Origin of the sequence: Streptomyces sp. NBC_00690, from assembly GCF_036226685.1 — a bacterium.
GTDB lineage: Bacteria > Actinomycetota > Actinomycetes > Streptomycetales > Streptomycetaceae > Streptomyces.
In genome coordinates, this window is the sequence record NZ_CP109009.1 from 8,481,435 (window position 1) to 8,508,107 (window position 26,673).

At 70.1% G+C, this 26,673-nt stretch carries 11 protein-coding genes; 9 read left to right on the forward strand and 2 right to left on the reverse strand.

The features are described 5' to 3' along the window. Nucleotides 1-25: 25 nt before the first annotated feature. Genes OID54_RS36080 through OID54_RS36095 form a run of 4 tightly spaced genes read left to right on the forward strand, consistent with a single transcriptional unit; the run spans nucleotide 26 to nucleotide 9,367 of the window. Nucleotides 26-3,535: a non-ribosomal peptide synthetase gene (locus OID54_RS36080; protein ID WP_329026671.1), complete on the forward strand. Its 3,510-nt coding sequence runs from the start codon at nucleotides 26-28 to the stop codon at nucleotides 3,533-3,535. After that, nucleotides 3,535-4,320 carry an alpha/beta fold hydrolase gene (locus OID54_RS36085; protein WP_329026673.1) on the forward strand — a complete coding sequence of 262 codons (786 nt, stop codon included), beginning with the start codon at nucleotides 3,535-3,537 and terminating at the stop codon, nucleotides 4,318-4,320. Before OID54_RS36080 ends, OID54_RS36085 begins: the two co-directional genes overlap by 1 nt. Further along, nucleotides 4,317-5,075, forward strand: coding sequence for a thioesterase II family protein (locus OID54_RS36090; RefSeq protein WP_329026675.1), 759 nt, complete (start codon nucleotides 4,317-4,319; stop codon nucleotides 5,073-5,075). The genes OID54_RS36085 and OID54_RS36090 overlap by 4 nt, the downstream gene beginning before the upstream one ends. Beyond that, complete coding sequence (locus tag OID54_RS36095) at nucleotides 5,072-9,367, forward strand: non-ribosomal peptide synthetase (RefSeq protein ID WP_329026677.1); 4,296 nt, start codon at nucleotides 5,072-5,074, stop codon at nucleotides 9,365-9,367. The genes OID54_RS36090 and OID54_RS36095 overlap by 4 nt, the downstream gene beginning before the upstream one ends. A gap of 255 nt (nucleotides 9,368-9,622) precedes the next feature. Here the strand turns inward: OID54_RS36095 and OID54_RS36100 are convergent, their stop codons facing one another. Further along, nucleotides 9,623-11,380: an ABC transporter ATP-binding protein gene (locus OID54_RS36100; RefSeq protein ID WP_329026678.1), complete on the reverse strand. Its 1,758-nt coding sequence runs from the start codon at nucleotides 11,378-11,380 to the stop codon at nucleotides 9,623-9,625. Next, nucleotides 11,380-13,137: an ABC transporter ATP-binding protein gene (locus OID54_RS36105; protein WP_329026680.1), complete on the reverse strand. Its 1,758-nt coding sequence runs from the start codon at nucleotides 13,135-13,137 to the stop codon at nucleotides 11,380-11,382. Before OID54_RS36105 ends, OID54_RS36100 begins: the two co-directional genes overlap by 1 nt. A gap of 175 nt (nucleotides 13,138-13,312) precedes the next feature. Here OID54_RS36105 and OID54_RS36110 point away from each other — a divergent pair, with 175 nt between their 5' ends. Genes OID54_RS36110 through OID54_RS36130 form a run of 5 tightly spaced genes read left to right on the forward strand, consistent with a single transcriptional unit; the run spans nucleotide 13,313 to nucleotide 26,643 of the window. After that, nucleotides 13,313-16,813: a non-ribosomal peptide synthetase gene (locus OID54_RS36110; RefSeq protein WP_329026682.1), complete on the forward strand. Its 3,501-nt coding sequence runs from the start codon at nucleotides 13,313-13,315 to the stop codon at nucleotides 16,811-16,813. Next, on the forward strand, nucleotides 16,810-18,246 hold the full coding sequence (locus OID54_RS36115) for a condensation domain-containing protein (protein WP_329026683.1): 1,437 nt from the start codon (nucleotides 16,810-16,812) through the stop codon (nucleotides 18,244-18,246). Before OID54_RS36110 ends, OID54_RS36115 begins: the two co-directional genes overlap by 4 nt. Nucleotides 18,247-18,290: 44 nt before the next feature. After that, nucleotides 18,291-18,590 (forward strand): hypothetical protein, encoded by a 300-nt coding sequence (locus OID54_RS36120; RefSeq protein WP_329026685.1) that lies wholly within the window; start codon nucleotides 18,291-18,293, stop codon nucleotides 18,588-18,590. Beyond that, a complete protein-coding gene (locus OID54_RS36125; protein ID WP_329026687.1) occupies nucleotides 18,587-25,768 on the forward strand; it encodes a non-ribosomal peptide synthetase in 7,182 nt (2,393 codons plus the stop codon). The genes OID54_RS36120 and OID54_RS36125 overlap by 4 nt, the downstream gene beginning before the upstream one ends. Beyond that, nucleotides 25,765-26,643, forward strand: coding sequence for an alpha/beta fold hydrolase (locus tag OID54_RS36130; protein WP_329026689.1), 879 nt, complete (start codon nucleotides 25,765-25,767; stop codon nucleotides 26,641-26,643). Before OID54_RS36125 ends, OID54_RS36130 begins: the two co-directional genes overlap by 4 nt. The last annotated feature ends 30 nt before the right edge of the window (nucleotides 26,644-26,673 follow it).

A 26,673-nucleotide genomic window follows, 5' to 3' on the forward strand; every position in this document is an offset into this window, starting at 1 on the left:
TAGTCGAGGTCTTGATGGAGAGCTTGTGGACAGTTCATGCCCCAGCCTTGAAGAGATCCGAGGATTAGCCGCCCAGGCACTGCGGCTCGATCCGCAGTCGGTGGCCTTCGATGACAACCTGGTCGAACGCGGACTTGATTCGATCCGGATGATCAAATTGGCGGCGCGCTGGCGACGCACCGGTGCCGATGTCACGTTCGCCGACCTCGCACTGAAACCAACCGTGCGGTCCTGGTACACACTGCTGGCCGCAGGTGCCGCCTCGCCGCGGCCGGACACCGCCGCGCAACCCAGGGCGGACGACACAGAGCCGTTCGGGCTCGCGGTCATGCAACACGGCTACTGGATCGGACGCGGCGACGACCAGGCGCTCGGGGGTGTCGCCGCCCATCTCTACGCCGAGTTCGACGGGCACGACATCGACCCCGACCGCATGGAGCGCGCCGTCGAGCGACTCGTGCGCCGTCACGGAATGCTGCGCAGCCAGTTCCTCGGCGACGGTACCCAGCGCATCCTCGACCGGCCCGGTCTGCCGGTGTGGGAACTGACCGATCTGCGCACGGCTGACGCGAGCCTGGTGGGCGACCGGCTCGCCGAGATCCGAGAACACAAGACGCACCAGCGGATGCCCGCCGAACTCGGCAAGGTACTCGACATATCGCTGACCCTCCTTCCCGAGGGGCGCACCCGACTCCACGTCGATGTGGACATGCTCGCGGCAGATGCCCTGAGCTACCGCATCTTCCTGGCCGACCTGGCCCGCTTCTACCAGAGCGACGCCGAGGACAGCGCCCCGCTCGCCTACGCCTATCAGCACTACCTCAGCGACTACGCGGCCCTCAACGCGAAGGCCGTGGAGCGCGAGCGCTCCTGGTGGGAGGAGCGCGTACCCACGCTCCCCGACGCACCCGCGCTGCCTCTCGTACCGGAGTCGGAGCGTGCGGACCCGCTGCGCACCGTCCGCTACGAGCACTGGTTGGACCCCGAGCAGAAGAAGCGGCTCATCGACCGGTCCCATGCGCACGGGGTAACCCCCGCTATGGTCCTCGCCTCCGTCTTCGCCGAGATCGTCGGGCACTGGTCGAGCCGGCAGCGCTTCCTCCTCAACCTGCCGCTGTTCAACCGCGAACCGACCCACGGCGATGTCGAACACATGGTCGGGGACTTCAGTAGCTCGGTCCTCCTCGATGTCGACCTCACTGCCTCCGCCACCCTGACCGAACGTGCCCGGTCCCTCCAGCAGAGCCTGCACACCAGTGCGTCGCACGCCGCCTACCCGGGTCTCGACGTCCTTCGCGACCTCGGGCGGTACCGCGGGGAGCCCGTGCTCGCCTCGGTCGTCTACACCAGCGGCCTCAACCTCGGCGAACTGTTCGCGGACGAGGTCCTCACCACCCTGGGTGAGCCGGTGTGGATCATTTCCCAGGGCCCCCAGGTGGTCCTCGACGCCCAGATCGTGGAGCTGCGGGGCGGTCTCCTGCTCAACTGGGACGTACGCGCCGAGGCATTCCCCGACGGCATGATGGACGCGATGTTCGCCTGGCACCGCGACACCATCGAAGCGCTGTTGGCCGACGAAGCGAGCTGGGACCGACCGGTCATCGACGCCCTGCCGGCCGGACAGGCGGAAGCGCGCCGCAAGGCCAACGACACCGCGCGTCCGGTGTCCGGGCGCACCCTGCACGAAGGCTTCTTCGCCCATGCCGCGACCGCTCCCGAAGCCACGGCGGTACTCGGCAGCGGCCAAGAGAGCCTCAGCTACGGAGTGTTGCGCGATCGCGCCCTACGGGTGGCCGGAGCACTTGCCGCCGCCGGGGTGGGAGCCGGGGACACGGTGTCGGTCCAACTGCCCAAGGGCCCGGACCAAATCGTCGCCGCCCTCGGAGTCCTGGCGGCGGGAGCGGCGTACGTACCCATCGGCGCCGACCAGCCCGACGCGCGGCGCGAACGCATCCAGGACATCGGAGCGGTCGACTTCGCGGTGACCGCGGAGCCGACCACGCAATCCGGTCCGCGCTCACTGGCCCTCGCCGAGGCCGAGCGCGCGAACCCCCTCGACGGGCCCGTGCCCGTCCAACCCGAACAGATCGCCTATGTGCTGTTCACCTCCGGTTCCACCGGCGAGCCCAAGGGCGTGGAGGTCTCCCACGCGGCAGCGATGAACACCATCGACTGTCTCAACGAGCGGTTCGGCATCGGTCCGCAGGACCGTTCGCTCGGGCTGTCCGCCCTGGAGTTCGACCTCTCCGTCTACGACGTCTTCGGGCTGCTCTCGGAAGGCGGCAGCGTGATCGCGGTCGACGACGCGACCCGTCGTGACGCCGATGCCACCGCGGCGCTGGTCCGGACCCACCGCCCGACGGTGCTCAACTGCGTACCCTCGCTCCTCGACATGCTCCTGGAAGCCGGTACCGGTCCGGAGGGCCTCTCCGACGGGCTCAGGGTGGTGCTGCTCGGCGGCGACTGGGTCGGCGCGGATCTGCCCGGCAGGCTCAAGGCACTGGTCCCGGGCGCGAGGTTCGCGGCGCTCGGCGGCACCACCGAGACCGCCATCCACTCCACCGTCTGCGAGGTGGAGGGGCCGGCACCTGCCCACTGGCGGAGCGTGCCCTACGGCGTGCCCCTGGGCAACGTCGTCTGTCGAGTCGTCAATGAACGCGGCCTCGACTGCCCGGACTGGGTGGGCGGTGAGCTGTGGATCGGCGGGCGCGGTGTCGCCCACGGATACCGGGGGGACCCGGCACGCACGGCCGATCGATTCGTCGACCACCAGGGAGGGCGCTGGTACCGCACCGGAGACCTCGCCCGCTATCTGCCCGACGGCAGCCTGGAATTCCTCGGCCGGCGCGACGAACAGGTGAAGATCCGCGGCTATCGGATCGAACTCGGCGAGGTCGAGTCGGCCCTGCGATCGGTCGATGGGGTGCGCCAGGCGATCGTCGAACGCATCGACGCCACCGTGCCCAGCCTCGCCGCGGTGGTGAGCCTCGACGAACCGATCGGGACGGAGGAACAGGAGGAGGCGTCCGGGGCGTCCGCGGAGTGGGACAGCGCCATCCGCGCCGCGCTGGCCGAGCGACTGCCGCCCTATATGGTGCCGGACCGGATCGACATCGTCGATGCGATCCCCCTGACACCCAACGGCAAGATCGACCGCAGGGCGGTACGTCGACTGCTGACGGGCGGAGCCACCCGCAAGAACGTCTACCGTGCTCCGCAGAACCCCCTGGAAGGTGCCCTCGCCCACATCCTCGCCGAAGTCCTCCGGCTCGACCGACTCGGCATCGATGACGACTTCTTCGCCAGCGGCGGTGACTCCGTACTGGCGACCGGGGCGATCGCCCGGGTCCGTGAGTGGCTGGACACCACCGAGGCCGCGGTGTCCGACCTGATGGCGGCCCGCACCGTGGAGGCACTGGCGACCCGGCTGGCCGAACGGCAATCGACGCCGGGCAGGCTGGAGCAGGTGGCCGAGGTCTATCTCGACGTCGCGGCCCTCACCGATGACGAGGTCACCGACGAGGTGGCGAACTGATGCCGGAAGTCCTGCTGAAGGGCGGCCCCGTCGAATACCTGAGGATCGAGGGGGATCCCGATCTGCCGGCGCTGGTGCTGCTCCACGAGGGGCTCGGATGCGCCGCCCTCTGGCGCAGGTTCCCCGCGCAACTCGCCCGGACGACCGGTCGTACCGTCGTCACCTTCTCCCGTCACGGCTACGGCGGGTCCTGGCCCTTCGACGGCCCGTTCCCGGTGAGCTACCTCCACGACCAGGCCCGCGGCCCGCTCCCGGAGTTCCTGGACGCGCTCGGGCTCACCTCACCCGTACTGGTGGGCCACAGCGACGGCGCCTCGATCGCCCTGGTGCACGCCGCCGAACAGCCCGTCTCCGGACTGGTCCTGATGGCGCCGCACGTCATCGTGGAGCCGAGGACACTGGAAGGCATCCGCGCCACCGCCGAGGAATTCGCCACGGGGGGCCTCGCGGCCCGCCTCGCGGTCTTCCACGATGACCCGGCCACGGTCTTCGAGCGGTGGAGCACGGTGTGGCTGTCCGAAGGGTTTCGCAACTGGTCCGTCACCGAGCTGCTCCCCCTGGTGGACTGCCCGGTCCTCCTGGTGCAGGGCGAGGACGACCCGTACGGCACCCGACACCAGCTCGACACCGTGGTCGAGGGGGTGAGCGGTCCCGTGCGGCGCCTCGATCTACCGGACTGCGGGCACGAACCGCACCGGGAGCGCGCCACCGAGGTGCTCGCGGCGATCGTCGAGGTGCTGCCGTCATGGGGATTCGCGCAACTCCACGGGGGAGTCGATCGATGACGTACGACCCCTGGTTGCAACCGTTGCGTGCCCCGGGCGGCGATGCGACCGAGCACCGTGCACGGCTCGTGTGCTGGCCGCACGCGGGCGGCTCGGCCGCAGCCTTCCACTCCCTGGCCGCAGCCCTTCCCGGTGTGGACGTGCGCGCTGTGCAACTCCCGGGCCGAGGTGTCCGCATGGCCGAGGAACCGGTCCTCGAACCCGGCCAGGCGCTCGCCGGCGTGCTGCGGGCCCTGGCCGGGCTGCCGACCGTCGACGGTCCGTTGGCGCTGTTGGGACACAGCATGGGGGCGGCGATGGCACATGCCCTCGCCGCCCGGGTCGACCCGGATCTGCTGGTGCTGTCCGCTTGGCCCGCCAACGACCGGGGAGCGCACCGCCCCGGTCGAACCCCGTCGGAGCTCGTGGACTTCGTGCGTCTGCTCGACAGTCCCGGGACCGATGACCTGGAGGAGTCCGACGTGATCGACTACCTGCTCCCACCGCTACGGGCGGACCTGGCCCTGGGGGACGTACTGGCGCCACCGCGCACCGTCCCCCAGGTCAAGGCACCCATCCTGCTGGTGTACGCCGACGACGACCCGGCCATCCCCCCTGCCGACGTGCTCGCCTGGTCCGATCTCGTGGATGTGCGCCAACGGTTGCGCTTGCCGGGCGGCCACTTCGCGCTCTTCCACGAGACGCACACCGTCGCGGCGGCGATCGAAGGCTTCCTCGGCGAGGGCCGAGCTGCGAAGGCGGGTGACCCGCGGTGAGCACCTCACGACAGGACACGGCCCGACAGGAACTCCTGCGCCGCCGCCTGCAAGCCCTCAAACTCGCCGACGACACCTCGTCGAGCAGGGCGATCCGTCCACGCGACGATCCATACCGGGCGCCCCTGTCCTTCGCCCAACGGCGCATGTGGCTGCACCAGCAGGTCAATCCAGATAGCAGCGCCTACAACGTCAGCATCCAACTCACCCTGGAAGGGGCAGTCGACCGGCGCGCGCTGGAGAGCGCACTCGCGGGTGTCGCACAACGCCAGGAACTGCTCCGCACCACCTATCACACCGACGACGAAGGCCACCCGTACCAGCAGATCCACACCTCACTCCCACCCCCCGTACGGTGGCTGGAGATCACGGGCGAGCAGATCGACGAACCGGCCGCCGCCGAAGCCGCCGCCCCCTTCGACCTCGCCCGCGGTGGTCCCATCAGGTTCCTGCTGGCGAAGGCGTCGGACGAACTGTTCTTCCTCGTTGTGACCGTGCACCACATCATCTGGGACGGACTCTCGTTCGCAGCCCTGAGCGCCGACCTCACCGCACTGTACGAGCAGGCGCTCCACGGCAGCGAACCCACGCTGCGCCCCCTACCGGTGCAGTACGCCGACTTCGCCGCCTGGGAGCAACGGAACTGGTCGGAGGCCGCACACCAGGAGACGCTCGCCCACTGGCGTCGCCGCTTCACCCCGCTCCCGGCACGACCACCCCTGCTGACAGCCCGGCCGGGCGAGGCCGGTGCCGGGGAACGGGCCGGCCGGGTGGACCGCCGCATGCCCGACGGCGCCGCCCAGGGCCTGCGCAAACTCGCCACCGAGCACGCCACCACCGTCTTCACGGTCTACCTCGCCTGCCAACTGCTGGTCCTGCACCGCTACACCGGCGCCACCGATCTCACCCTGGGCACCACGGCGATGAACCGGGACACCTCCGGAGTGGAGGGCCTCGTCGGAAACTTCGGCAACACCCTGGCGTTGCGCTTCGACCTCGACGGTGACCCGGACTTCGGCGAACTGCTCACCCGGGTGCGACACACCTGCGAAACCGCCTACCAGCACCAGGGGTACCCGTACGACCTCCTGGTGGAGCGGCTGCGACCACCGGGTGAGCCCGATCGGCCCGTACTCTTCGACTCCCTCGCGCTCTTCCTCTCCCAAGAGGTGAGCGGGCCCCGACTGCCCGGTACCAAGGCCCGCTGGCAGACGGTCTTCACGGGCGCGACGGCCTTCCCGTTGGCGATCCAGGGATTCCTGACCGACGAGGGTCTTGACGTCGAGGCGACCTACGCCGCCGCCCTGTTCGACCAGCGGACCGTCTCCGACATGGTGGACCTCGTGGGCGAGACGATCACCAGGGCCGCCAGGCGGCCCCGTGCCCGGGTGAGCACGCTCATCGATCCCACCGAGTCAGAACGCGCGCCCCTCCTGGCGCGCGGGGCCGGCGAACGGACGGAGGCACCCCCCGCACTGCTGGACGAGTTCATCCAGCGCACGGTCCGGCACCCGGAAGCCACCGCACTCATCTGCGGTGGCCAGCAGTACACCTATCGCTGGCTCAGGGACCGGGCCCGTGCGCTGACCGCCCGACTGAAGGCCCTGGGCGCCGCGCCGGAGAGCACGGTCGCCCTGGTGCTGCCTCGCTCACCGGACATGGTCGCGGCCGTCCTCGCGGTGCTGGGCGCAGGGGCGGCCTATGTACCGGTCGACCCCGCCTATCCGGCCGACCGGGTGCGGTTCATGCTGACCGACAGCGCACCCACGGCGGTGCTCACCACGGCGCCACTCGCTGCCGACCTGCCGGACGGTACCGCTCCGCTGCTGCTCCTCGACGACCTGGACGCCACGGCCACGGTCGCGGCCACCGCGTCGGATGAGACCTGGCCACGGCCGAGCCCACCCGAGGCCGCCGCCTGGATCGGATACACCTCCGGCTCGACCGGGCGCCCCAAGGCGGTCGTCAACTCCCGCGGTGCGCTGGCGAGCCGGATCCAGTGGGCCGGGCACCTCTGGCCCCTCGACGAGGGAGAGGCACGCCTCGCCAAGAGCTCGCTCACCTTCATCGACGGCACCACGGAGATCCTGGAGACCCTGTCCGCGGGCGGCACCCTGTTGCTGGCCGACGACACGGAGAGCCGCGACGGACAGGCCCTCACCCAGCTGATCGCCTCCCACGGCGTGCGGCACATGATGGCCGTCCCCAGCCTGTTGCGCGGCATCGCCGGCACCCCCGGGGCCTTCGACGGGATGACCCGCGTGGTCTCCACCGGGGAGCCGCTGTCCGCCAAGCTCGCAGCGGAGTTGAGCGCGGCGGTTCCCCCCGGGGCGCTCGCCAACTCCTACGGTTGCTCGGAACTGGCCGGCGATGTGGTGGCGGGCCCGGTGCCCGGCACCACGACCACCGCCGTGCCCATCGGCCGACCCGTGCCGAACACCTCCGCGTATGTCCTCGACGACCGACTGCGCCTCGCCCCCGACGGAGTGGTCGGCGAGTTGTACATCGGCGGAGCCCAACTGGCCCGTGGCTATCGCGGCCAACCCGTCCTGACCGCCGAACGCTTCGTCGCCCACCCCTTCGCCGTGGGCGAGCGCCTCTATCGAACCGGCGACCTGGCTCGCTGGCATGGAACCGCGCTGGACCTCCTTGGCCGCCGGGACGATCAGGTCAAGATCCGTGGGCAGCGGGTGGAACTCGGTGAACTGGCCGCCGTCGCCCGTGCCGCGCCCGGAGTGGGCGACGCGGTCGTGGTCACCCGACCGGGGCCCGGGGACTCGCTCCAACTCCTCCTCTACGTCACCCCGCAGTCCGTCGGGCAGGAAGCCCCTTCCTCCCACGACTTCCGCGCCCTGCGGGCCCATCTGGAGCGCGCCCTGCCCGCGGCCCTGTTGCCGTCGGCGATCGTCCCGCTCCCCGTCCTCCCGCTCCTGCCCAACGGCAAGGTGAACCGCCTTGCGCTCCCTGTCCCGGCCGCTGAGGTCCCCGCCAGCCACCGGGCACCGAGCACCCCGGCGGAACGCGCCCTGTGCGCCGTTGTCGACCAGGTGCTGGAACGGGACGGTTCGACCTGCGGACCCGACGACGACTTCTTCGCGCTGGGCGGCGACAGCATCACCGCCATCTCGCTCGTCGCCAAGGCCACTCGGGCGGGCTTCCCCTTCTCGGTACCGGACGTCTTCGAGCATCGGACGGTGGCCGGCCTGCTCGGCGTCGCGCACTCCGGTACCGGGTCCGTCGCCACACCGGTTGCGCTGCCGATCGCCGCACACCGGTTGCGACGCTCCGGAGCCACGGTGGGCGAGTACGTCACGTCCTTGTGGTGGCGACCCGGCACCGCGGTGACCCTGCCCGATCTGGAACGTGCCCTGCGGAGCGCGACCAGTCGACACGAGGCGCTGCGGTTGGTCGTCGACACCCGACGCAAGACCTTGTGGAGGGCGTCGATCCAGTCCGCGCCGGGTGATGGACCGCTGGCGTCCATCGCTTCGGGCTCCCTCGACGAAGCGGTGGCCGTGGCGCGCGCCCAGGTGGACGTGACTCGTGGGCAGGTGCTGCACGCCGTGCTCGCCCCCGGTCCCACCATCGTCCTGGCGGCCCATGCGCTGGCCGTCGACGACACCTCACTCGATCTGCTGAGGCTGGAGATCAGCGCCTTCCTGGCGGGGGAGGAACCGAAGGGGGAGGGCACGCACTGGCCCCGCCCGCCCGAGGCGACACCCGGCCCGTGGGCCGAGCCCCTGCGCCAGGCGACCGCCCTGTGGCCCCAGCCCGGGGAGCCGGGAACCACCCGCACCCATCTCTGGGTGCGCACCCGGTCGTCGCGCAGCGAACACGAGACGGTGGGCGCCTGGCTCTACGCCCTGCGCCGATGGCTGGACACCGACGTCGCGGTGACCGACCGTCTGTTGCGTCCCGCACCGACGGATGCGATCGGGCCCCATTCCTGGCGACATCCCGTGCACGCCGCGGCGGGAGACACCGTGGCGACCCTCGCGGACCGGGACCGTGCCCTGGCGGCGACCGCAGGGGGATACGAGCCCTACCGCTACACCACCACGGCGGGCCGGCGCGCCTTCACCGGACTGCCGGAGGCGAACACGCTGATCAGACCAGGGGTCGAACCCACCGAGGGCGAACGGTTCACCGACACCGTGCGCGGACTGGAGCGGTTCTACGCGTTCGTCGCGTCCTTCGACGGCCGCGGTGGGGTGGGCCTGACAGCGGACCCCGCCGCACTTTCGGCCGCCGACGGCCTTCTCCACGACTGGGTGACCGCTCTGGAGGGCTGAGGGCTGACCCGGCGTACTCGCCGGGTTCGTACCGCGGGCACGGGAGAACGCAAAGAATCGCATCGGGGTCGGACAATACATCCGGCCCCGATGCATGGGGCGAGTGCGCACAACGGTGACGCACAACGGTGACGCACGACGCACCACGCGCTCAGCACCGCGACCGCGTTCGGCACCGTACGGGCCGGACGCGGTCGCGTCAGATGGTCTCGAACGAGGGCGGGATCCGCCCTCGCAGCGCTCGGAAGGGAGCCGTCAGCGGCTGCGCGCCCCGCTGCTCAACCGCCAGCCGGCGGCCTCCTCGTGGCTGCGCCACAAGTCCTGGTACTTCGCGCACCGAGTCAGCAGTTCCTGATGGGTGCCGCGGTCGAGAATGCGGCCGGCGTCCAGTACGACGATCTGGTCCGCCCCGACGACGGTGTGCAGCCGGTGGGCGACCATCAACAGGGTGCGCCGGCCGGCCAGTGCGCGCATCCAGCGGCGCACCACCAACTCGTTCATGGGGTCCAGCGCGGCCGTCGCCTCGTCGAGCAGGACCACCGGTGCGTCCTGGAGGGCGACACGGGCGAGGGACACCCGCTGCCGTTCGCCACCGGAGAGGCCGGAACTGCCCGAGCCGACCGGTGTCTCCCAGCCCCAGGGCAGCCGGGCGACGATCTCGTCCACGCCGGCGACACGAGCCGCGGCCAGCAACTCCTCTTCGCTGGCTCCCGGGCGTCCGAGGAGTACGTTCTCGCGGATCGTGCCCTCCAGGAGCACGACGTCCTGGAGGACGACCCCGAGGCTGCGATAGAGGTCGTCGGCCGAGAGCTCGCGCACATCGACCCCGCCGAGCAACACCTGACCTTGATCGGGGTCGATGAAGCGGGCCGCAAGGCGCAGCAACGAACTCTTGCCCGCACCGGACGCACCCACCAGCGCCGTCGTACTGCCCGGGGGCAGATCCAACTCGATCCCGTCCAGCGCCCAGTCGGATTCCGGGTACGAAAGCCGTACCTGTTGCAGGGTGAGTCGGAGCCCTCCGTCGGCGCCCGGCTGGGGAACCGGCGTGGGGTTGGACGCCATGGCCAGGGGCTCAGCGGCGAGGATGTCGGCGGCCCTGCGGATCGACGCGGCGCACAACCGCATCCCGCGGGCGAGTTCGGCGACCGCCCCGATCGGTTCGGTGAACCTGAGGACCAGGATGAGCAGGGCGATGAGCAATGCGACGTGTGCGTCGTCGTGGAGGAGCAGCCAACCGACGACCGCAGCCAGCGCCGCCACCGCCAGATGGATTGTGGTGCCGAAGCCGGCCCGCGCCAACAACTCCCGTCCCACGCCGGTCCGCATCACCTGCTCCCGTTCGTCGAGTGCGTCCGCGAGGAGTCGATGCCCCAACCCCAACTGGCCGCTGGCCCGCAGGGTCGGCTGGGCCTCGGCGAACTCGATGATCCGCGCGGTCGCCTCGGACTGCGCCCGATGGGTACGTTCCTCGCTGCGGTCGATCACGGCGCTGCTGCGGCGGTGCACCAGCCACAGCAGCGGTCCCGCCGCCACCATGACCAGGGCGGGTCGCCAGTCCACGGTCGCCGTGACGACGACGATGACCGCCGGTGTGATCACGCCCCGCAGCATCGGGGCCATGGCCAGCAGCACGGTCTTCGTCACATCGACGGCACCCGGCCAGATCGCCCGGATCAGGCTGCCGGTGTGGGCGGGGGAGAACCATCCGACGGGCAGCGTGGCCAGATGATGGGCGATGCGACGGTGGAGTGCGTTGATGGCGGCGATGGTCGTTTGCAGGGCGATGTCGGTCTGCCAGGCACGAAGCACCAGGGTCGCCACCACCGCCACGGCCAGCGCTGAGAACCAGGCCCAGGTGTGCGGTCCGTCGTCGAGTACGGATGTGAGCGTCGGCAGGGTCAGGCCGAACGCGACCCCTTCCAGCAGGGCGTAGCTGGCGGCGAGCCACAGTTGGCGCCGGTAGGCGCGTGCGGTCTGGGGGTCGAACAGGCCCAGAAGTGTGCGCAACATCAGGCCACGTGCTCCTTGCTCCGGTACGCGTTCCACATCTGTCGGTACACGCCCGCCACCGCGATGAGTTCCTCGTGCCGACCGATCTGTGCGACACGTCCCTGGTCGAGCACGACGATCTGGTCCACCTCGGTCACCGTGGCCGGTCGGTGTGCGATCACCAACACGGTCCGGCCCTCGGCCAGGACGGCGAGGGCCGACTGCACCTCCGCCTCGGTCTCCGGGTCGATACCGGCGGTCGCCTCGTCGAGGACGAGTACATCCGGGTCGGCGAGAAGCACCCGGGCGATGGCGATGCGCTGCCGCTCCCCACCGGAGAGCGTGGCGTCCTGTCCGGCGATCGCGTCGTACCCCTGGGGGAGGGCCTCGATCCTGTCGTGGATGCGGGCGGCCTTGGCCGCGGCGATGACCTCGGAGTCGGTGGCGTCGGGCTTCGCCAGTCGGATGTTGTCTCGGAGCGAGGTGCGGATCAGCTGGGCGTCCTGGAGGACGAAGCCCATGTGTCGGTAGAGGGTGCTGGTCGTCATCTCACGTACGTCCACACCGCCGATCAGGACCTGGCCCTCATCGGTGTCGTAGAACCGGGCGAGCAGCGCGGCGACCGTGGACTTGCCGGAGCCGGAAGGCCCCACGAGCGCGGTGATCGTGCCGGGCCGCAGTTCCAGGCTGACCTGGTGGAGCACGGGCTCGTCGGGCTGGTAGCCGAAGGTGACGTCGCGGAGCACCACGTCCCGGCCGGCAGGGTGTCGATCGAGTTCGGGTTCCGGCAGTGCCGGTGTGTCGAGCAGCCGACCAATGCGCTCGGCCGCGAGGTGTGCCGTGCGCATTCCGGCGCGGGCCGTTGCGATGTCCTGGAGCGGGCTGGAGACGGCCACTGCGACCAGGGCGAAGGGCAGCAGGTCTGGTGCCGAGAGCCAGCCCGCCGCGACCATGGCGCCGCCGGCACCGAGCACGAGGGCCATGGTCGTGACCGGGTCCACCAGGGCTCCGTTGCGTACGGTGCGTCGGTTCTCACGTACGTAAGCCGAGGTCTGTGCCGCCCGGAACCGATCGCTCGCGGCGACCATGGTGCCGGCGCCGTCACCCCTGCGCACCACGCGCAGGGTGGGCAGATCGCGGACGAGTTGGGTGATCGCGTCCACCAGCGAGGACAGGGCGACCATCACCCCGCGCTGACGTTCGCCGGCGCCGGACAGGAGGTGGCGCTGCTGGAAGTGGACCACGGTGCTGGGAAGGATCACGAGCAGTGTCAGCCGCCAGTCGACGGTGACCAGCCAGCCCACGGCGATCGAGGGGGTCACCACGGCGGCGACGACCTCCATCCGACCGTGTGCCACCGCTGCGTGCAGTTCTTCCACATCGCCTTGGAGGGTTTCCAGTGTGCGTCCGCCCGATCCTGCGGTGAACCAACCCAAGGGCAGTCGGGCCAGGTGCGATGCCACCCGGTTGCGGACCGAGCGCTGTACCCGCAGGTCGGCCCGGTGGCTCAGGGCGTAGGCGCTGAGTCGGAGCAGGAGTGCCGCCACGGCGGAGGCGGCGATGAGGAGCACTCCGAAGACGATGGGTTCGGTGCGACCCGATCCCAGCGCCTCATCCGCGATCAGCCACAGCCCGACATAGGGCAGCAGGGAAAGGACGGCGGAGAGCGCCTGGAGGGACAGGGCGCTGCGGAGTAACCCTCTTGAGTCGGCGGTGAGTTCATGAAAAACGCGTGGATCGACCCGTGGTGGCTTCGAACTTTTTTGGCGGTCGGTCACGCGAATTGCTCCTTGGCAAGGAAAAGCGATGGTCGGGTGGCGAATACCCTCCCGACCCTATCCAGTCATTAGGCAAGCCAAACCTAACTCCTTGCGGCTTTGGGGGGTTGACGGTTCAATCGCTCATCCTTTGAATAGGTAAGCCTTACCTAACTTTTTTTAGGGAGCTGTGGCTGTGGGGAACGAGCGTCTTCTGCGCCAGTCGGAGATCCACGCGATGGTCGCCGAGCAACTGGGCTTGTCCAGCGCTGAAGTGGACATCGACGACAACCTGGTTGAACTGGGCATGCATTCGCTGGGCATGATCAAGCTGGCGGCTGCCTGGCGGCGCGCCGGGCATGACGTCAACTTCGGCGATCTGGCGCTGGATCCGACCGTCAGGCGTTGGGGAGAGCTCCTCGCCGAACGATCCACCGCAACACCACCCCCCGCGGAACCGGAGGCGCGTCACACCGCCCGCCCGGCACCCTCGCAGATCCTCTCGGCCGATGACACCTTCGGCCTGGCCACCATGCAACACGCCTACTGGGTCGGCCGGTCGGACGAACAGGCGCTCGGCGGTGTCGCCGCCCACCTCTACGCCGAGTTCGACGGGCAAGGCGTAGAACCGGAACGGCTCGCGCGCGCCGTGGACGCCCTGGTGCGCCGGCATCCCATGCTGCGCTGCCAGTTCCTGGACCACGGTCGGCAACAGGTCCTCGACCGGGCCAAGTTACCCGTCTTCCGGCACGTCGACCTGAAGTCGCTGTCCGACACCGAAGTGGCGGACCGGCTCGCCGAGATGCGCCACACCATGACCCACCAGCGGATGCCCGCAGCGGACGGCAAGGTCTTCGACGTCGTCCTCACCGAACTCCCCGGCGGGCGTACCCGTCTCCACGTCGACGTCGACATGCTCGCCGCCGACGCGCTCAGCTATCGACTGCTGATGGCGGACCTGGCCGAGTTCTACACCGACGGCGACGGATCGATCGACGCCCTCGACTACACCTACCGCGAGTACCTCGCCGAACCATCCCGGACCCGGCCGGCCGAGCGTGAACGGGCCTGGTGGCACACGAAGCTCCCCGAGTTGCCCGATCCACCGCGGCTGCCCCTGGTCCCCGAAGCCGACCGCCCCGATCCACACCTGACCGTGCGCTACGACCACTGGATCGACGCGGCGAGCAAAGAACGGCTGATCGACCGCTCGCGCCGGGCCGGCATCACACCCGCGACCGTACTGGCCGCGGTCTTCGCCGAAGTCGTGGGGCGCTGGTCGAGCGAGCAGCGCTTCCTCCTCAACCTCCCCCTGTTCAACCGGGAACCCACCCATCCGGACGTCGAACGGGTCGTCGGCGACTTCAGCAACTCCGTGATGCTCGCCATGGAGTGCTCGAACGACGCCAGCATTCTGGACCGTACCCGTGACCTGCAAGGACGACTTCACGACGGGGTCTCCCACGCCGCGTACCCCGGCCTCGACGTACTGCGCGACCTCGGACGCCACCGAGGGGAACCACTGCTCGCACCCGTCGTCTACACCAGCGGGCTGAATCTGGGCGAACTCTTCCGCGACGAGGTGCGAGACACCTTCGGTGAGCCCGTGTGGATCGTCTCCCAAGGACCGCAGGTCGTACTCGACGCACAGGTCGTCGAGTTGCGCGGCGGACTCCTGCTCAACTGGGACGTGCGCGAACACGCCTTCCCGGCCGGGCTGATGGCCGAGATGTTCGGGCGCCACCGCGAGATCATCGAAGAGCTCCTCGCCGACGACGCAGACTGGAGCCGCCCGCTCGGCTCCCAACTGCCACCTGCACAACAGGAGGTGCGGCGCCGATTGAACGGCGCCACCGCACCGCGGTCCGGCCGGTGCCTCCACGACGAGTTCTTCACCGCGGCGCTCGACACCCCCGAGCGGACCGCACTGCTGTGGGGAGAAGGACAGTCGCTCGACTACGCCGCCCTGCGCGACAGGACACTGCGCGTCGCCGCAGCGCTACGGGACCGCGGCATCGGTCCGGGGCAGGCCGTCTCGATCCAACTGCCCAAGGGCGTGGACCAGGTCATCGCGGCGATCGGTGTGTTGGCCGCCGGCGCCACCTACGTCCCCATCGGGTACGACCAGCCCCCGGCGCGGCGCGACCGCATCCAGCAGATCGGTGAAGTCGTCCTCGGGATCGTGCCGTCCGCCTCTGCCGACAACCGATCCGCACCCTCCGTGCCCGTACTCAGCCTGGACACCGCAGCCGCGTTCCCCGAGCCGCTGTCCGCTCCCGTACCCGTGGACGACGACACCATTGCGTACGTGCTCTTCACCTCGGGTTCCACCGGCGAGCCCAAGGGTGTGGAGGTGCCGCACTCCGCCGCGGTGAACACCATCGAGCGCTGCATCGAAATGTTCGACGTCACCCGTGACGACCGCAGCCTCGCCCTGTCGCCCCTGGAGTTCGACCTCTCGGTCCAGGACGTCTTCGGACTGCTCTCCGTGGGGGGCAGTGTGGTGGTGGCCGACGAGGCGACCCGCCGCGACGGACACCGGGCAGCCGAACTCGTCCGGCGCCATCGCGTCACCCAGCTCTACTGCGTGCCCGCACTGCTGGACATGATCCTCAGCGCCGCTGCCGCCGATGGACTGGGCGACCAACTGCGTACGGTGCTCGTCGGCGGCGACTGGGTCGGGGTCGACCTGCCGCGCCGGCTCCGTGAACTGGTCCCCGGCTGCCGCTTCGCAGGGCTTGGCGGTGCGACCGAGACAGCCATCCACCACACGGTGTGCGAGGTCACCGGCCCGCTGCCCGAAGACTGCACCGCGGTCCCGTTCGGGGTCCCCCTGGACAACGTCCGCTGCCGCGTGGTCAACGAACGCGGTCTGGACTGTCCGGACTGGGTGGCCGGAGAGCTCTGGATCGGCGGCAGCGGACTGGCCCGCGGCTATCGCGGCGACCCGGACCGCACGGCCGAACGGTTCGTCGACCACGCCGGCAAACGCTGGTACCGCACGGGCGACTCGGCCCGCTACCGGCCCGACGGCACCATCGAGTTCCTCGGCCGCCGCGACCTCCAGGTGAAGATCCGCGGGTATCGGATCGAGCTGGGAGAGGTCGAAGCCGCACTGCGGTCCCTGCCCGGTGTCCAACGCGCCGTGGTCGAAGCGGTCGGTACCCACACCCGGGCACTGGCCGCGGCCGTGGTCGGCGATCCCGCCCTCGACCCCGATCAACTGCGTACGGAGGTCGGCACCCTGCTCGCGCCCTACATGGTGCCCGAGCGGATCGAGTTGTTCGACGTGCTGCCGCTGACCGGCAGCGGGAAGATCGACCGCCGGGCCCTGCGCGCCCGTCTCGCCGCGGGCGGCGAAGAACGGCAGTACACCCCACCGGGGGACGACCTCGAAGACGCACTCGCACGCATCATCGCCGACGTCCTGTCCACCGAGCGGATCGGTGTCGAATCCGACTTCTTCACCCTCGGCGGCGACTCGGTCCTCGCCACGGTTGCTGTCGCTCGGATCAGGGAGTGGCTCGACACCTCCGATGTGTCCGTCGCCGACCTCTACGCCGGCCGCAATGTGCGCGGACTCGCCGTTCGGCTCGCTGACCGGCAGCGCACACCGGGCCGCCTGGAGAAGGTGGCCACGCTCTATCTGGACCTGCTGGCCGACGACGGCACCAGTGCCGGACGGGACCACGGATGACCTCCCCCGCACCACACGAATCGAGCGCGCAGCGACGCAAGGAACTGGTCGCCCGCAGACTGCGAGCGGCCGGGATCAGCGATGCCCGGACCAAGCCGGACACCGCGATTCCACGCCGTAGCGACCCCCGGAGGGCACCGCTGTCCTTCGCCCAACAACACGCCTGGTCCTACCAGCAGGCCCACCCCGACAGCGTCGCCAACAACCTCTGCCTCGTCCTGACCGCCACCGGAACCCTGGACCTCGACGCCCTCGGAACCGCGTTCGCGGCCGTGGTGGACCGCCACGAGGTGTTGCGCACCACCTACCACGCCGACCCCGACGGCGAGCCGTACCAGTACGTCCACCCGACGATGCCGCCGCCGATCATCCGGGTCGACCTCGGCGCACTCTCGGCACCGGCCAGGCAACAGCAGGTCGACGCCCTCGTCGAGGAAGCCGTGACGGAGCCGTTCGACCTGGCCAAGGAAGGCCCGCTGCGGCTGCGATTCCTCCGGCACTCCCGGGACTCCCACACGATCGTGCTGCTCATCCAGCACATCGTGTGGGACGGCATGACACTGGCCGCCATCTCCAAGGACCTGCGGAACGCCTACGAACTCGTGCTGCTCGGCAAGACGCCCGACACCGCCGTCGTGCACCCCCAGTACGCCGACTACGCGGAATGGGAGCAACGCATCTGGCGCGAGCGACCGTCGACCGCCGAGGACCACGCCTACTGGCGGCAACGGCTGACACCGCCCGCCGCGCCACTGGCACTGCCGTACCGCGAAGGGGCGCCGGCCGTCCCGAGCGACAAGGGCGCCCGCGAGGACCGCAGACTCACCGGGACCACCCCCGCCCAGTTGCGCGAACTGGCCCGTACCTGGGCGACGACCCCCTTCGTCGTCTTCCTCGCCTGCTACGCCGAGGTGCTCCGCGACCGAGCGCAGGCCACCGACATCTCCTTGGGCACCCTCGCGGTGGACCGGGACCACCCGGGCACCGATCGGCTCGTCGGGAACTTCAGCAACCCGGTGGTCCTCCGGTTCGACCTCGCCGGGGCGACGGACTTCGCGGATCTGGTGCGCCGCGTCCAGGACGGCTACGAGCCGGGCTTCGTCCACCGCGGCTATCCGTTCCTGCCCCTCGCGAACGAACTCGCCGGGCACGACGGCACCGGCCGGGTGCCGTTCTTCGACTCCCTGGTCGTCTTCGTCGCCCAGGACATCGAGGGCCCGGACCTGCCCGGCGTGAGGACGACGTGGGAACGCGCCGACAACGGTGCCGCACAGTTCCCGCTCGTCCCGCTGGGTCTTGAGGTCTTCGTCCGCGAAGCCGGCATCGACGTCCAGTTCACCTACAGCACGGACATGTTCGACCGGGAGACGGTACGCACGCTCTTGGACGACCTCGACAGCGCACTGCGCCGCGCGAGCGGCACCCGGAGCTAGCCCCGGGCCACGGCACACCGCTCGCGAACAGGAGGAAGACGAACATGCGAACTGGAGCTGTCCACGGTCCGTGGAAGCCGGCCCGGGAGCAACCTCGTGGCGCTCCCCCCGAGGTCGTCGCCCGGCCCGGGCCGTCGGGCGCGGCCCACCCCACGGCGGCCCACCCCACGGCGACGCACCGACCCGTGTGTGCGCCGCTGCCGCGCAACGCCCGGCCACTCACCCAGGGGCAACGGCGCTCCGCCGACGCAGGAGAGTCCCCGAACGCAGGGGCGAAGCCCTTCGCCCCGTATCACCGGGACGAGGAGATCACCCCGATGGCGCAGGAGCAGGAGATTTCGTGACCGCTCGTGAACAGCAGCGACGTTTGCAGCAGATGCTTTCCCAGGCCGGCTTGCTCGACTCGCCCGAATCACTCGCCCTCGGGCGGGTCCGGGCGGGCACGGACAACGGCCCAGCTCCCCTGTCGCCCTCGCAAGCGCGCATGTGGTACCACCAGCAACTCGACGAGAACAGCACGGCGTACAACATCTGTCTGAAACTCCACCCCGAGGGGACCCTCTCGGTGGGAGAGCTCACCAAGGCGCTCGCCCATGCGGTGGACCGGCACGCGATCCTCCGCACCACGTACCACATGGGTGCAGACGGCGAGCCCTACCAGGTGATCCACGACGAGCACCCCGCGCAGATCATCTCGACCGAACTCGACGCTTCGGTGGAGGACCGCGCGGCCGAGATCGACGTACTGGCCCGCCGGGTCCAGGCCCAGCCCTTCGACCTGGCGGTCGACAGCCCCTTGCGGGTGCTCCTGGTGCAGCAGGCCGGGGAACTGGTGGCCGTGGTCCTGACCCTGCCGCACATCGCGGGCGACGGCGGCTCCCTGCCCACCGTCCTCACCGAAATCGAACACAGCTTCCGGGGCGACACCGCACCGCCCGGAACGGCACCGGCCATCCGGTACATCGACTATGTGCGGTGGCAGACCGGACACCTGGGCGAGCCGGACGACCCCGGGAGCCTGTACAGCGCACAACTCAACTACTGGGAACGGGAATTATCCGGACTCGAAGCCGAACTGCCCCTTCCGCTGGACCGTCCGCGGGGCAGGAAGGCCACCTTCGCGGGATCACAACACCGAAGGTGGCTGGCCCCTGAACTCTCCGATGCCCTGGTGGGGTTGGCCCGCCGCCATCAGATCAGCCCCCTGATCCTGCTCCAAGCCGCAGTCTCGGTGGCCCTCAGCCAGAGCGGCTGCGGTTCCGACGTCCCTCTGGGCACACCGGTGGACCTACGGGCGGACTCCGCACTCTCCGACGTCGTCGGATTCTTCAGCAACACCGTCGTCCTGCGGACCGACCTCGGCGATGACCCCGACTTCAATGAACTCCTCCAGCGCTCCCAACGCACCATGGTCGGCGCACTGGAACACCGCGACATCCCCTTCGAGCGGGTGGTCGAGCGGCTCAACCCGCCGCGTTCGCCCGCGCGCAACCCGCTGTTCCAGGTGATGATCGCCGCAACGCGCCCCTGGCCCCGCCTCCAACTGGGCGATGTCGGCGTCGACGTGGTCGAACCCACGCACACCCAGGCCAAGCTCGATCTGACCTTCGCCATCCACGAGCGCCCCGAGGGCGGCCCGCTGGGTGTTTCCGTCCTGTACTCCCTCGATCTCTTCGAGAGCGACACGGCACGCGGACTGTTGGAAGCGGTCATCGGCGTACTGGGGCAGGTCGCCTTCCACCCCAGGCTCCGCCTCTCCCAACTGGCGCACTTCACCCCCTGCGAGCTCACCCCCCGCGGGTCCGAGATCGCCGCGCTGGTGTCCCAGTCCGTCGACGGACCGACCCGTTCGTCCACGGCCACCACATCACGCACCGTACGGCTCCTGCCCGGCACACCGGCCGAACCGGTGGCCGCAGCCGTATACGCCCTGCTGGCCGGACATGACGCCCTACGGCTCACCGGCGAGGCCGGGCAGTGGCGCATCCGTGATGCGGCAGAAGCCCTGGAGCGCCGCGTCCTCACCGAAACCCCCGACGACCAGCGGTTCAGCGCCCAACTCCAGGGAGCGGGGGGCCCCGCCCCCACTCTCACCCTCACCGCACCCACCACCTGGATGGACGAGGAGTCGTGGCGAGCGCTCCTGGCGGCCTTCGACGCGATCCGTGGACCACTGGCCGCCCCAGGCGCGGAAGACAACGAGACCGGCTCCGACTCTGGCACCGATTCCGCACCGGCCAGCCGGTGGAACGTCGAGCAACCCGCGGCCAGCTATCTCGACTACCTGGAGCGCACCGCAGCACTCGCCGAGGACATCGAACTCGCCGACCGGGCCGAAGCCTGGCTCGACCTGCTCGAAGAAGCCGCCGCCAACCCCCGGCCACCCGCTCCGCCCGGGCGAACACCCATGGCGCGCACCCTGGAACTACCGCCCTCGGCCGGCCAGCTGGGTGCCGGTGCGCTCCGCGACGCAGCCCTCGCCGCCCTCCGACCCGCCCTGCGCCCGGAAGCCACCGTCCTCGTCGAGGTCGACGAGCCGGACCGGGACGGTCACCCCGCCGTCGGCGCCGGACGGTGCCGACGGGCCTTCCCCGTACTCCTGCCGGAGTACGACGAGGGCGAAGCGACACCGGACGGAGAACGACTCCTCGCGGCACTCACGCCCATCGACCCCGTCCACGCCACCAGCTACCAGTTGATCCGCGAGGTGAGCCCGCACACCGCAGGCGCACTGGACGAAGCACCGGAACCAGAGCTGCGCCTCACCATCACCGTCACCGATCCGGGCGACGAGGCAGGCACTCCCACGCCCGTCGCGCTCCCATCCGACGGACCCGATCTGGCGGTCCGATGGGAGTTCGGCGGGGGAGTGCGCCGCGCGGTGCTCACCGTCGCTGCCGAGAGCGAAGAGTCCGGCACCGAGTTCCTCGACCGCTGGGCCGGCGCACTGCACGCCTGCGTCCTCGCCACCCCCACCCCGTCCACGCCCGACCAACTCTCCCGGCTGGTGCCCCTCACGACGGCCGAACGCCACACCCTGGAGGGCACGTTCGGCCCGCTCCGCGACGTTCTCCCCCTGTCCCCGCTCCAGGAGGGTCTGCTCTTCCACCTGCTGAGCGCACAGGACAAGGCCGATGACGTCTACACCTCCCAGACGTCCCTGGAGCTCACCGGTCCGCTCGACGTCGAACGGCTGCACCAGGCCGTCGCCGCGGCCCTCGAACTCTGCCCCACCATCGGCGCGGGCTATGCCGACCTAGGCGGGCGGCTGGTCCAAGTCATCCCGGAACGGATCGACATCCCCTGGCGCCACCTCGACCTCTCCCACGCGGCCCGCTCCACCACCGAAGAGGCGGCACAGCGCTTCGCCGACGAGGAGTACCACGCAGACTTCGACCCGGCCCGCCCACCCATGGCCCGGTTCGCCCTGCTGTCGTTCACACCCGATCAACACCGACTGCTGTTCACCGCACACCACGTCCTCGTCGACGGCTGGTCCATCCGTCTGCTGCTCAATCTGGTGCTCAGGCTCTACACCAACCCCGCCGACGTCGCCCGCCCGCGGCCGTTCCGCGACTTCCTCGCCTGGCTCGGCGAGCAGGATTCCGATGCCGCCGAGAACGCCTGGCGCGAACTGCTGGAACACGCCCAGCCGACCTTGTTGGCCAGGGACGCACCAGGAGTCGACGCCACCGCCGACCACACGGGCGAGCAGAGCCGCCAGCTCCCCGCACACCTCATCGAACAGGTCGCCGCACTCGCCCGGGCCACCGGAACCACCGTCAGCACGGTCCTGGAGCTGGCCTGGGGCGGCTTGCTGATGCGGATGAGTGGCTCGTCCGACGTGGTGTTCGGCAGTGTCGTCTCGGGCCGCCCGCCCGAGCTCGACGGCATCGAAACCATGGTCGGCCTCCTGTTCAACACCGTACCGACCCGGGTCGCCGCCAGGCCCGGCACATCCGTGCGCGACGCACTGGCCGGGCTCCACCGCCAAAAGTCCCTCCAACTGCGCCACTCGCACACCAGCCTGTCGCGACTGCAACAACTCGCAGGGCACAACCCACTGTTCGACACCCTCTTCGTGGTGCAGAACCTGCCGAGGCAGTCACCCGGCGAGCGCTTCGGCCCGGACGGCGACCTGCGGCGCACCGGCGCCTCGGTACGGGACGCCACGCACTACCCGCTGAGCATGGCCGTCACACCCGAGTCCGACTCGATCGCCCTGCGGCTGATGTACCGGACCGATGCGTACGACGACACCGCCGCCAGCACGCTCTTCGACCGGTACGTCCGTTGTCTGGAACTGCTCACCACGGCACCGGACCTGCCGCTCCACCGGCTCGATCTGCTCTCGCACGCCGATCGCCAGCAGTTGCTCGAAGCCAACAACGCCACCCGGGCCGACATCTCCGACCTCTCGGTGAGCGATCTGCTGACCCGACAGGCCGAACGCACACCGCAGGCCCGTGCCCTCGTCGCGGGCGAGACCACCCTGTCCTTCGCGGAACTCGCCGCGGCGGCACACCGCATCGGTCATCTCCTCCTCTCCCGCGGGGTCGGCCCCGAACACCAGGTGGCCCTGCTGCTGCCGCGCGCCGAATCGATGGTCGAAGCCCTCTTCGGCGTCTTCGCGGCCCATGCCGCCTATGTTCCGATCGACGGGGAGACCCCGACCGGGCGGATGCGCTCCATGTTGGAACAGGCCCGGCCCTCAGCCGTCCTCACCACCCGCGCCCTGGCCGAGTCGCTGCCCAAGGAGTGCGCGGTCGACTTCCAGGTCATCGCCGTCGACGACCCCGACGTCCGCGCCGAACTGGCCGCACACCCGGCGACCCCACCCCTGCCCGCCAGGCCCTACGGCCTCGACCACCTCGCGTACATCATCTTCACCTCGGGCTCGACCGGTGCGCCCAAGGGTGTCGCGGTGCCCTACCGGGGTCTGACCAACATGTTCCACAACCATCAGGACAAGATCTTCCGCCCGGTCCTTGAGACGCAGGGCGGACGCCGACTGCGCATCGCCCACACGACGTCCTTCTCCTTCGACGCCTCGTGGGAACAGCTCCTGTGGCTGCTGGCCGGCCATGAGGTGCACGTGCTCGACGACGATCTCCGGCGCGATCCCGACGGCCTCATCGACTACTTCGACCGCCATCTCATCGATGCGTTCGACGTCACCCCCACCTACGGTCAGTACCTCGTGGACCACGGTCTGCTGGAACGCCCACGGCCGCGCGGACAGGGCGACGGCGCCGGGGTGGTGTTCGTCTCGCTCGGCGGGGAAGCGGTCGGCGACGCGCTGTGGACCAGCCTGCGGGAAGCCCCCGGGGTCGGTGGCTACAACCTGTACGGACCCACCGAGTACACCATCAACGCCCTCGGCGCGGACGTCACCGACAGCACCACCCCGAGCGTCGGACGTCCCATCTCCAACACTCGGGCGTACATCCTGGGCGACGGCCTGCTGCCCGCTCCCGTCGGGGTGGTCGGCGAGCTCTACCTCGCCGGAGTGGGCCTGGCCCGCGGCTATGTGGGCCGGACCGCGCTCACCGCCGAACGGTTCGTTGCCGACCCCTTCGGCGGCCCCGGAGAACGGATGTACCGCACCGGGGACCTGGCGCGCTGGCGACCCGACGGAGGCATCGACTTCCTCGGCCGTTCGGACAACCAGTTGAAGATCCGCGGCTACCGGGTGGAACTCTCGGAGATCGAGAACGCCCTGGTCGCCCATCCCACCGTCGCCCAGGCCGCCGTCGTCCCGACCCGGGGGCCCGACGGCCGAACGACGGAACGGCTCGCCGGATACGTCGTCCCGACGGTCACCGGGGCGCCGGAGGTGATCGACGTCGCCGAACTGCGGGAGCACCTCGCGGACCTACTGCCCCCGTACATGGTGCCCGCGACCCTCACACCGGTGGAGCGGCTGCCACTGACGACCAACGGCAAGCTGGATGTGGCCGCGCTGCCCGAACCGGCCGCCGCCGCCCCCGTCGAACGCAACCTCCCGAGGACGCCCACCGAAACGGCCGTGGCCGAGGTCTTCGCCGACCTGCTGGCCATCGGCACCGTCGGCCGCGACGATGACTTCTTCGCACTCGGCGGACACTCCCTCCTGGTGGTCCGCCTGGTGGGCCGGCTGCGCGAGGCCCTGGGCACGCCGATGTCGGTGCGCCAGGTCTACGACGGGCCGACTCCCGCGCTCCTCGCGGCACTCATCGGCGGCGAAGACACCGAGGCCACCGACGATCGAGCACCCCGGGTCGAGCACACGGCCTCCGTGCTGGTCGCCGATGCCGTGCTGGACGAATCGATCACCGGGGTCGGCCTCCCCGCCGCGGCCAAGGGCTGGGGCACCGTACTGCTGACCGGCGCATCCGGATTCCTCGGCTCCTTCCTCATCGCCGAACTCCTGAAGGAGACCTCGGCCCGGGTCCTGTGCCTGGTGCGGGCCGAGAACGAGGCGGCAGCAGCCCGACGCATCCGCAGCGCGATGGAGAGCTACCACATCTGGGAGGATCACTTCGCCGAACGGATCGTTGCGATACCCGGCGACATAGCCAAGCCCCGACTGGGCGTCACCCCCCAGTGGTACGAACGCATCTGCGCCGAGACCCGGACGATCCTGCACAACGGCGCGGCGGTCAACGACGTCGAACCGTACGACATGGTCAAGCAGACCAATGTGCACGGCGCCCGGGAGATACTCCGGATCGCCACAACCGGCACGGTCAAACACGTCCACTTCGTCTCCACCGTCTCCGTCGCGGTCCGTGCCGGCGCCAATCCGCCCGTCATCGCCGAAGACACCAGGCTGCGCGCCGACGAGGTGCTGACCAACGGCTATGTGAGCAGCAAGTGGGTGGCCGAGGAGTTCATGCGGGCCGCAGCGGAGCGATCCATCCCGACGACCATCCACCGCCCGGGACGGATCAGCGGTCACAGCGCCACCGGAATGTGCAGCACCGGCAACGGTTTCTGGTACTTCATCCGCGCCATGGTGCTGCTCCGCCAGGCGCCCCAGTTGGAACGCGACCGCATCACCATGGCGCCCGTGGACTACGTGGCCGGCGCGATCGTCCGACTGGCCACCGTCGAGGACGCACCCGGCAGCACCTACCACCTGGTCAACGACCAGTCGATCGCCATAGTCGACATCCTCGACGCCCTGCGCACGGAGGGGTACGAACTGCCCGTCGTACCCTTCCCCCAATGGCGGGACAGGCTCGACCGCGAGGCCATCGAAGGGGCCGAGCGGGGAGATGACTCGCTCGCCCAGGCCGTGCTGCTGGCCGAACACCACGCCAAGTACGACGGCGACCACACCGAATCACGCGTCGGTCAGGACCGGGCCCTGGCCCACCTCGCACCCTCGGGATTCAGCTGCCCGCCCGTGACCCCCGAGGTGCTCACGCGCTATGTGCGGCACTTCATGGCGGCCGGCTTCTTCCCCCCACCGCCCGGGACCGATACAGCCCAGCCTGAAGGCGCCACGGGTGACGGCGGCGAAGGACGGCTCGCGTGACCACTGCAATCATCAACGGGCGGCGACTGACGTACACCGAACACGGCTCGGGCCGCCCCGCCGTGCTGGTCATGGGCACCGGGAGCCCCGGACGGGTCTGGCAACTGCACCAGGTCCCGGCACTCGTCGCGGCCGGCTACCGAGTGATCACCTTCGACAACCGCGGGATCGACCCCGACGATGGACCGCCACCCACCGCCGCATCGCACCGCTTCACCCTCACCGACATGGTCCAGGACGTCGCCGGGCTCATCGCCCACGTCCACGACGGCCCCGCCGTGGTGATCGGCACCTCCCTGGGAGCCCGGATCGCCCAGGAAGTCGCCCTCGCCCGACCTGATCTGGTCACGCAGCTCGTCGCCATGGGTGCCTACGCCAGGCCCGAGCCCGTCCAGGACCTACTGACGGCGGGCCAGTGCGCCCTCCACGACCAGAAGACGGTACTGCCACCCGCCTTCCACGCGGCGATCACCGCACTCCAGAACCTGTCGCCCAAGACACTGCGCGACGCCGTCGCCGTACGGGACTGGCTCGATGTGTTCGAAGCGTCAGGCTCCCCGATCACCGACGGCGTGCGAGCCCAGTACGCCGTCCAACTCGCCGACTCCCAGGACCGGCGCGCCGCCTACGAACGGATCACCGTACCCACTCTGGTGATCGGATTCGCGGACGACCTGATGATTTCCCCCTGGCTGAGCCGGGAAGTCGCCGACGCCGTACCCGGTGCGCAGTACGCCGAGATCGCCGACTGCGGGCACTTCGGATATCTGGAGCGCCCCGACGCGGTCAACGCGAGCATCCTGCGGTTCCTCGCAGAACACCAGAAGACACCGGCCCCGGAAGCCACCGAAGGAGGACGGGTGGGAACCCGGTGAACCGCAACCAACCGCACGACGACGCCCAGG

Excerpts from the sequence above, each read along its gene's own strand:
- OID54_RS36085 (WP_329026673.1), top strand. The coding sequence starts at position 3,535 with ATGCCGGAAGTCCTGCTGAAGGGCGGCCCCGTCGAATACCTGAGGATC.
- OID54_RS36090 (WP_329026675.1), top strand. The coding sequence starts at position 4,317 with ATGACGTACGACCCCTGGTTGCAACCGTTGCGTGCCCCGGGCGGCGAT.
- OID54_RS36100 (WP_329026678.1), bottom strand. The coding sequence starts at position 11,380 with ATGTTGCGCACACTTCTGGGCCTGTTCGACCCCCAGACCGCACGCGCC.
- OID54_RS36115 (WP_329026683.1), top strand. The coding sequence starts at position 16,810 with ATGACCTCCCCCGCACCACACGAATCGAGCGCGCAGCGACGCAAGGAA.
- OID54_RS36120 (WP_329026685.1), top strand. The coding sequence starts at position 18,291 with ATGCGAACTGGAGCTGTCCACGGTCCGTGGAAGCCGGCCCGGGAGCAA.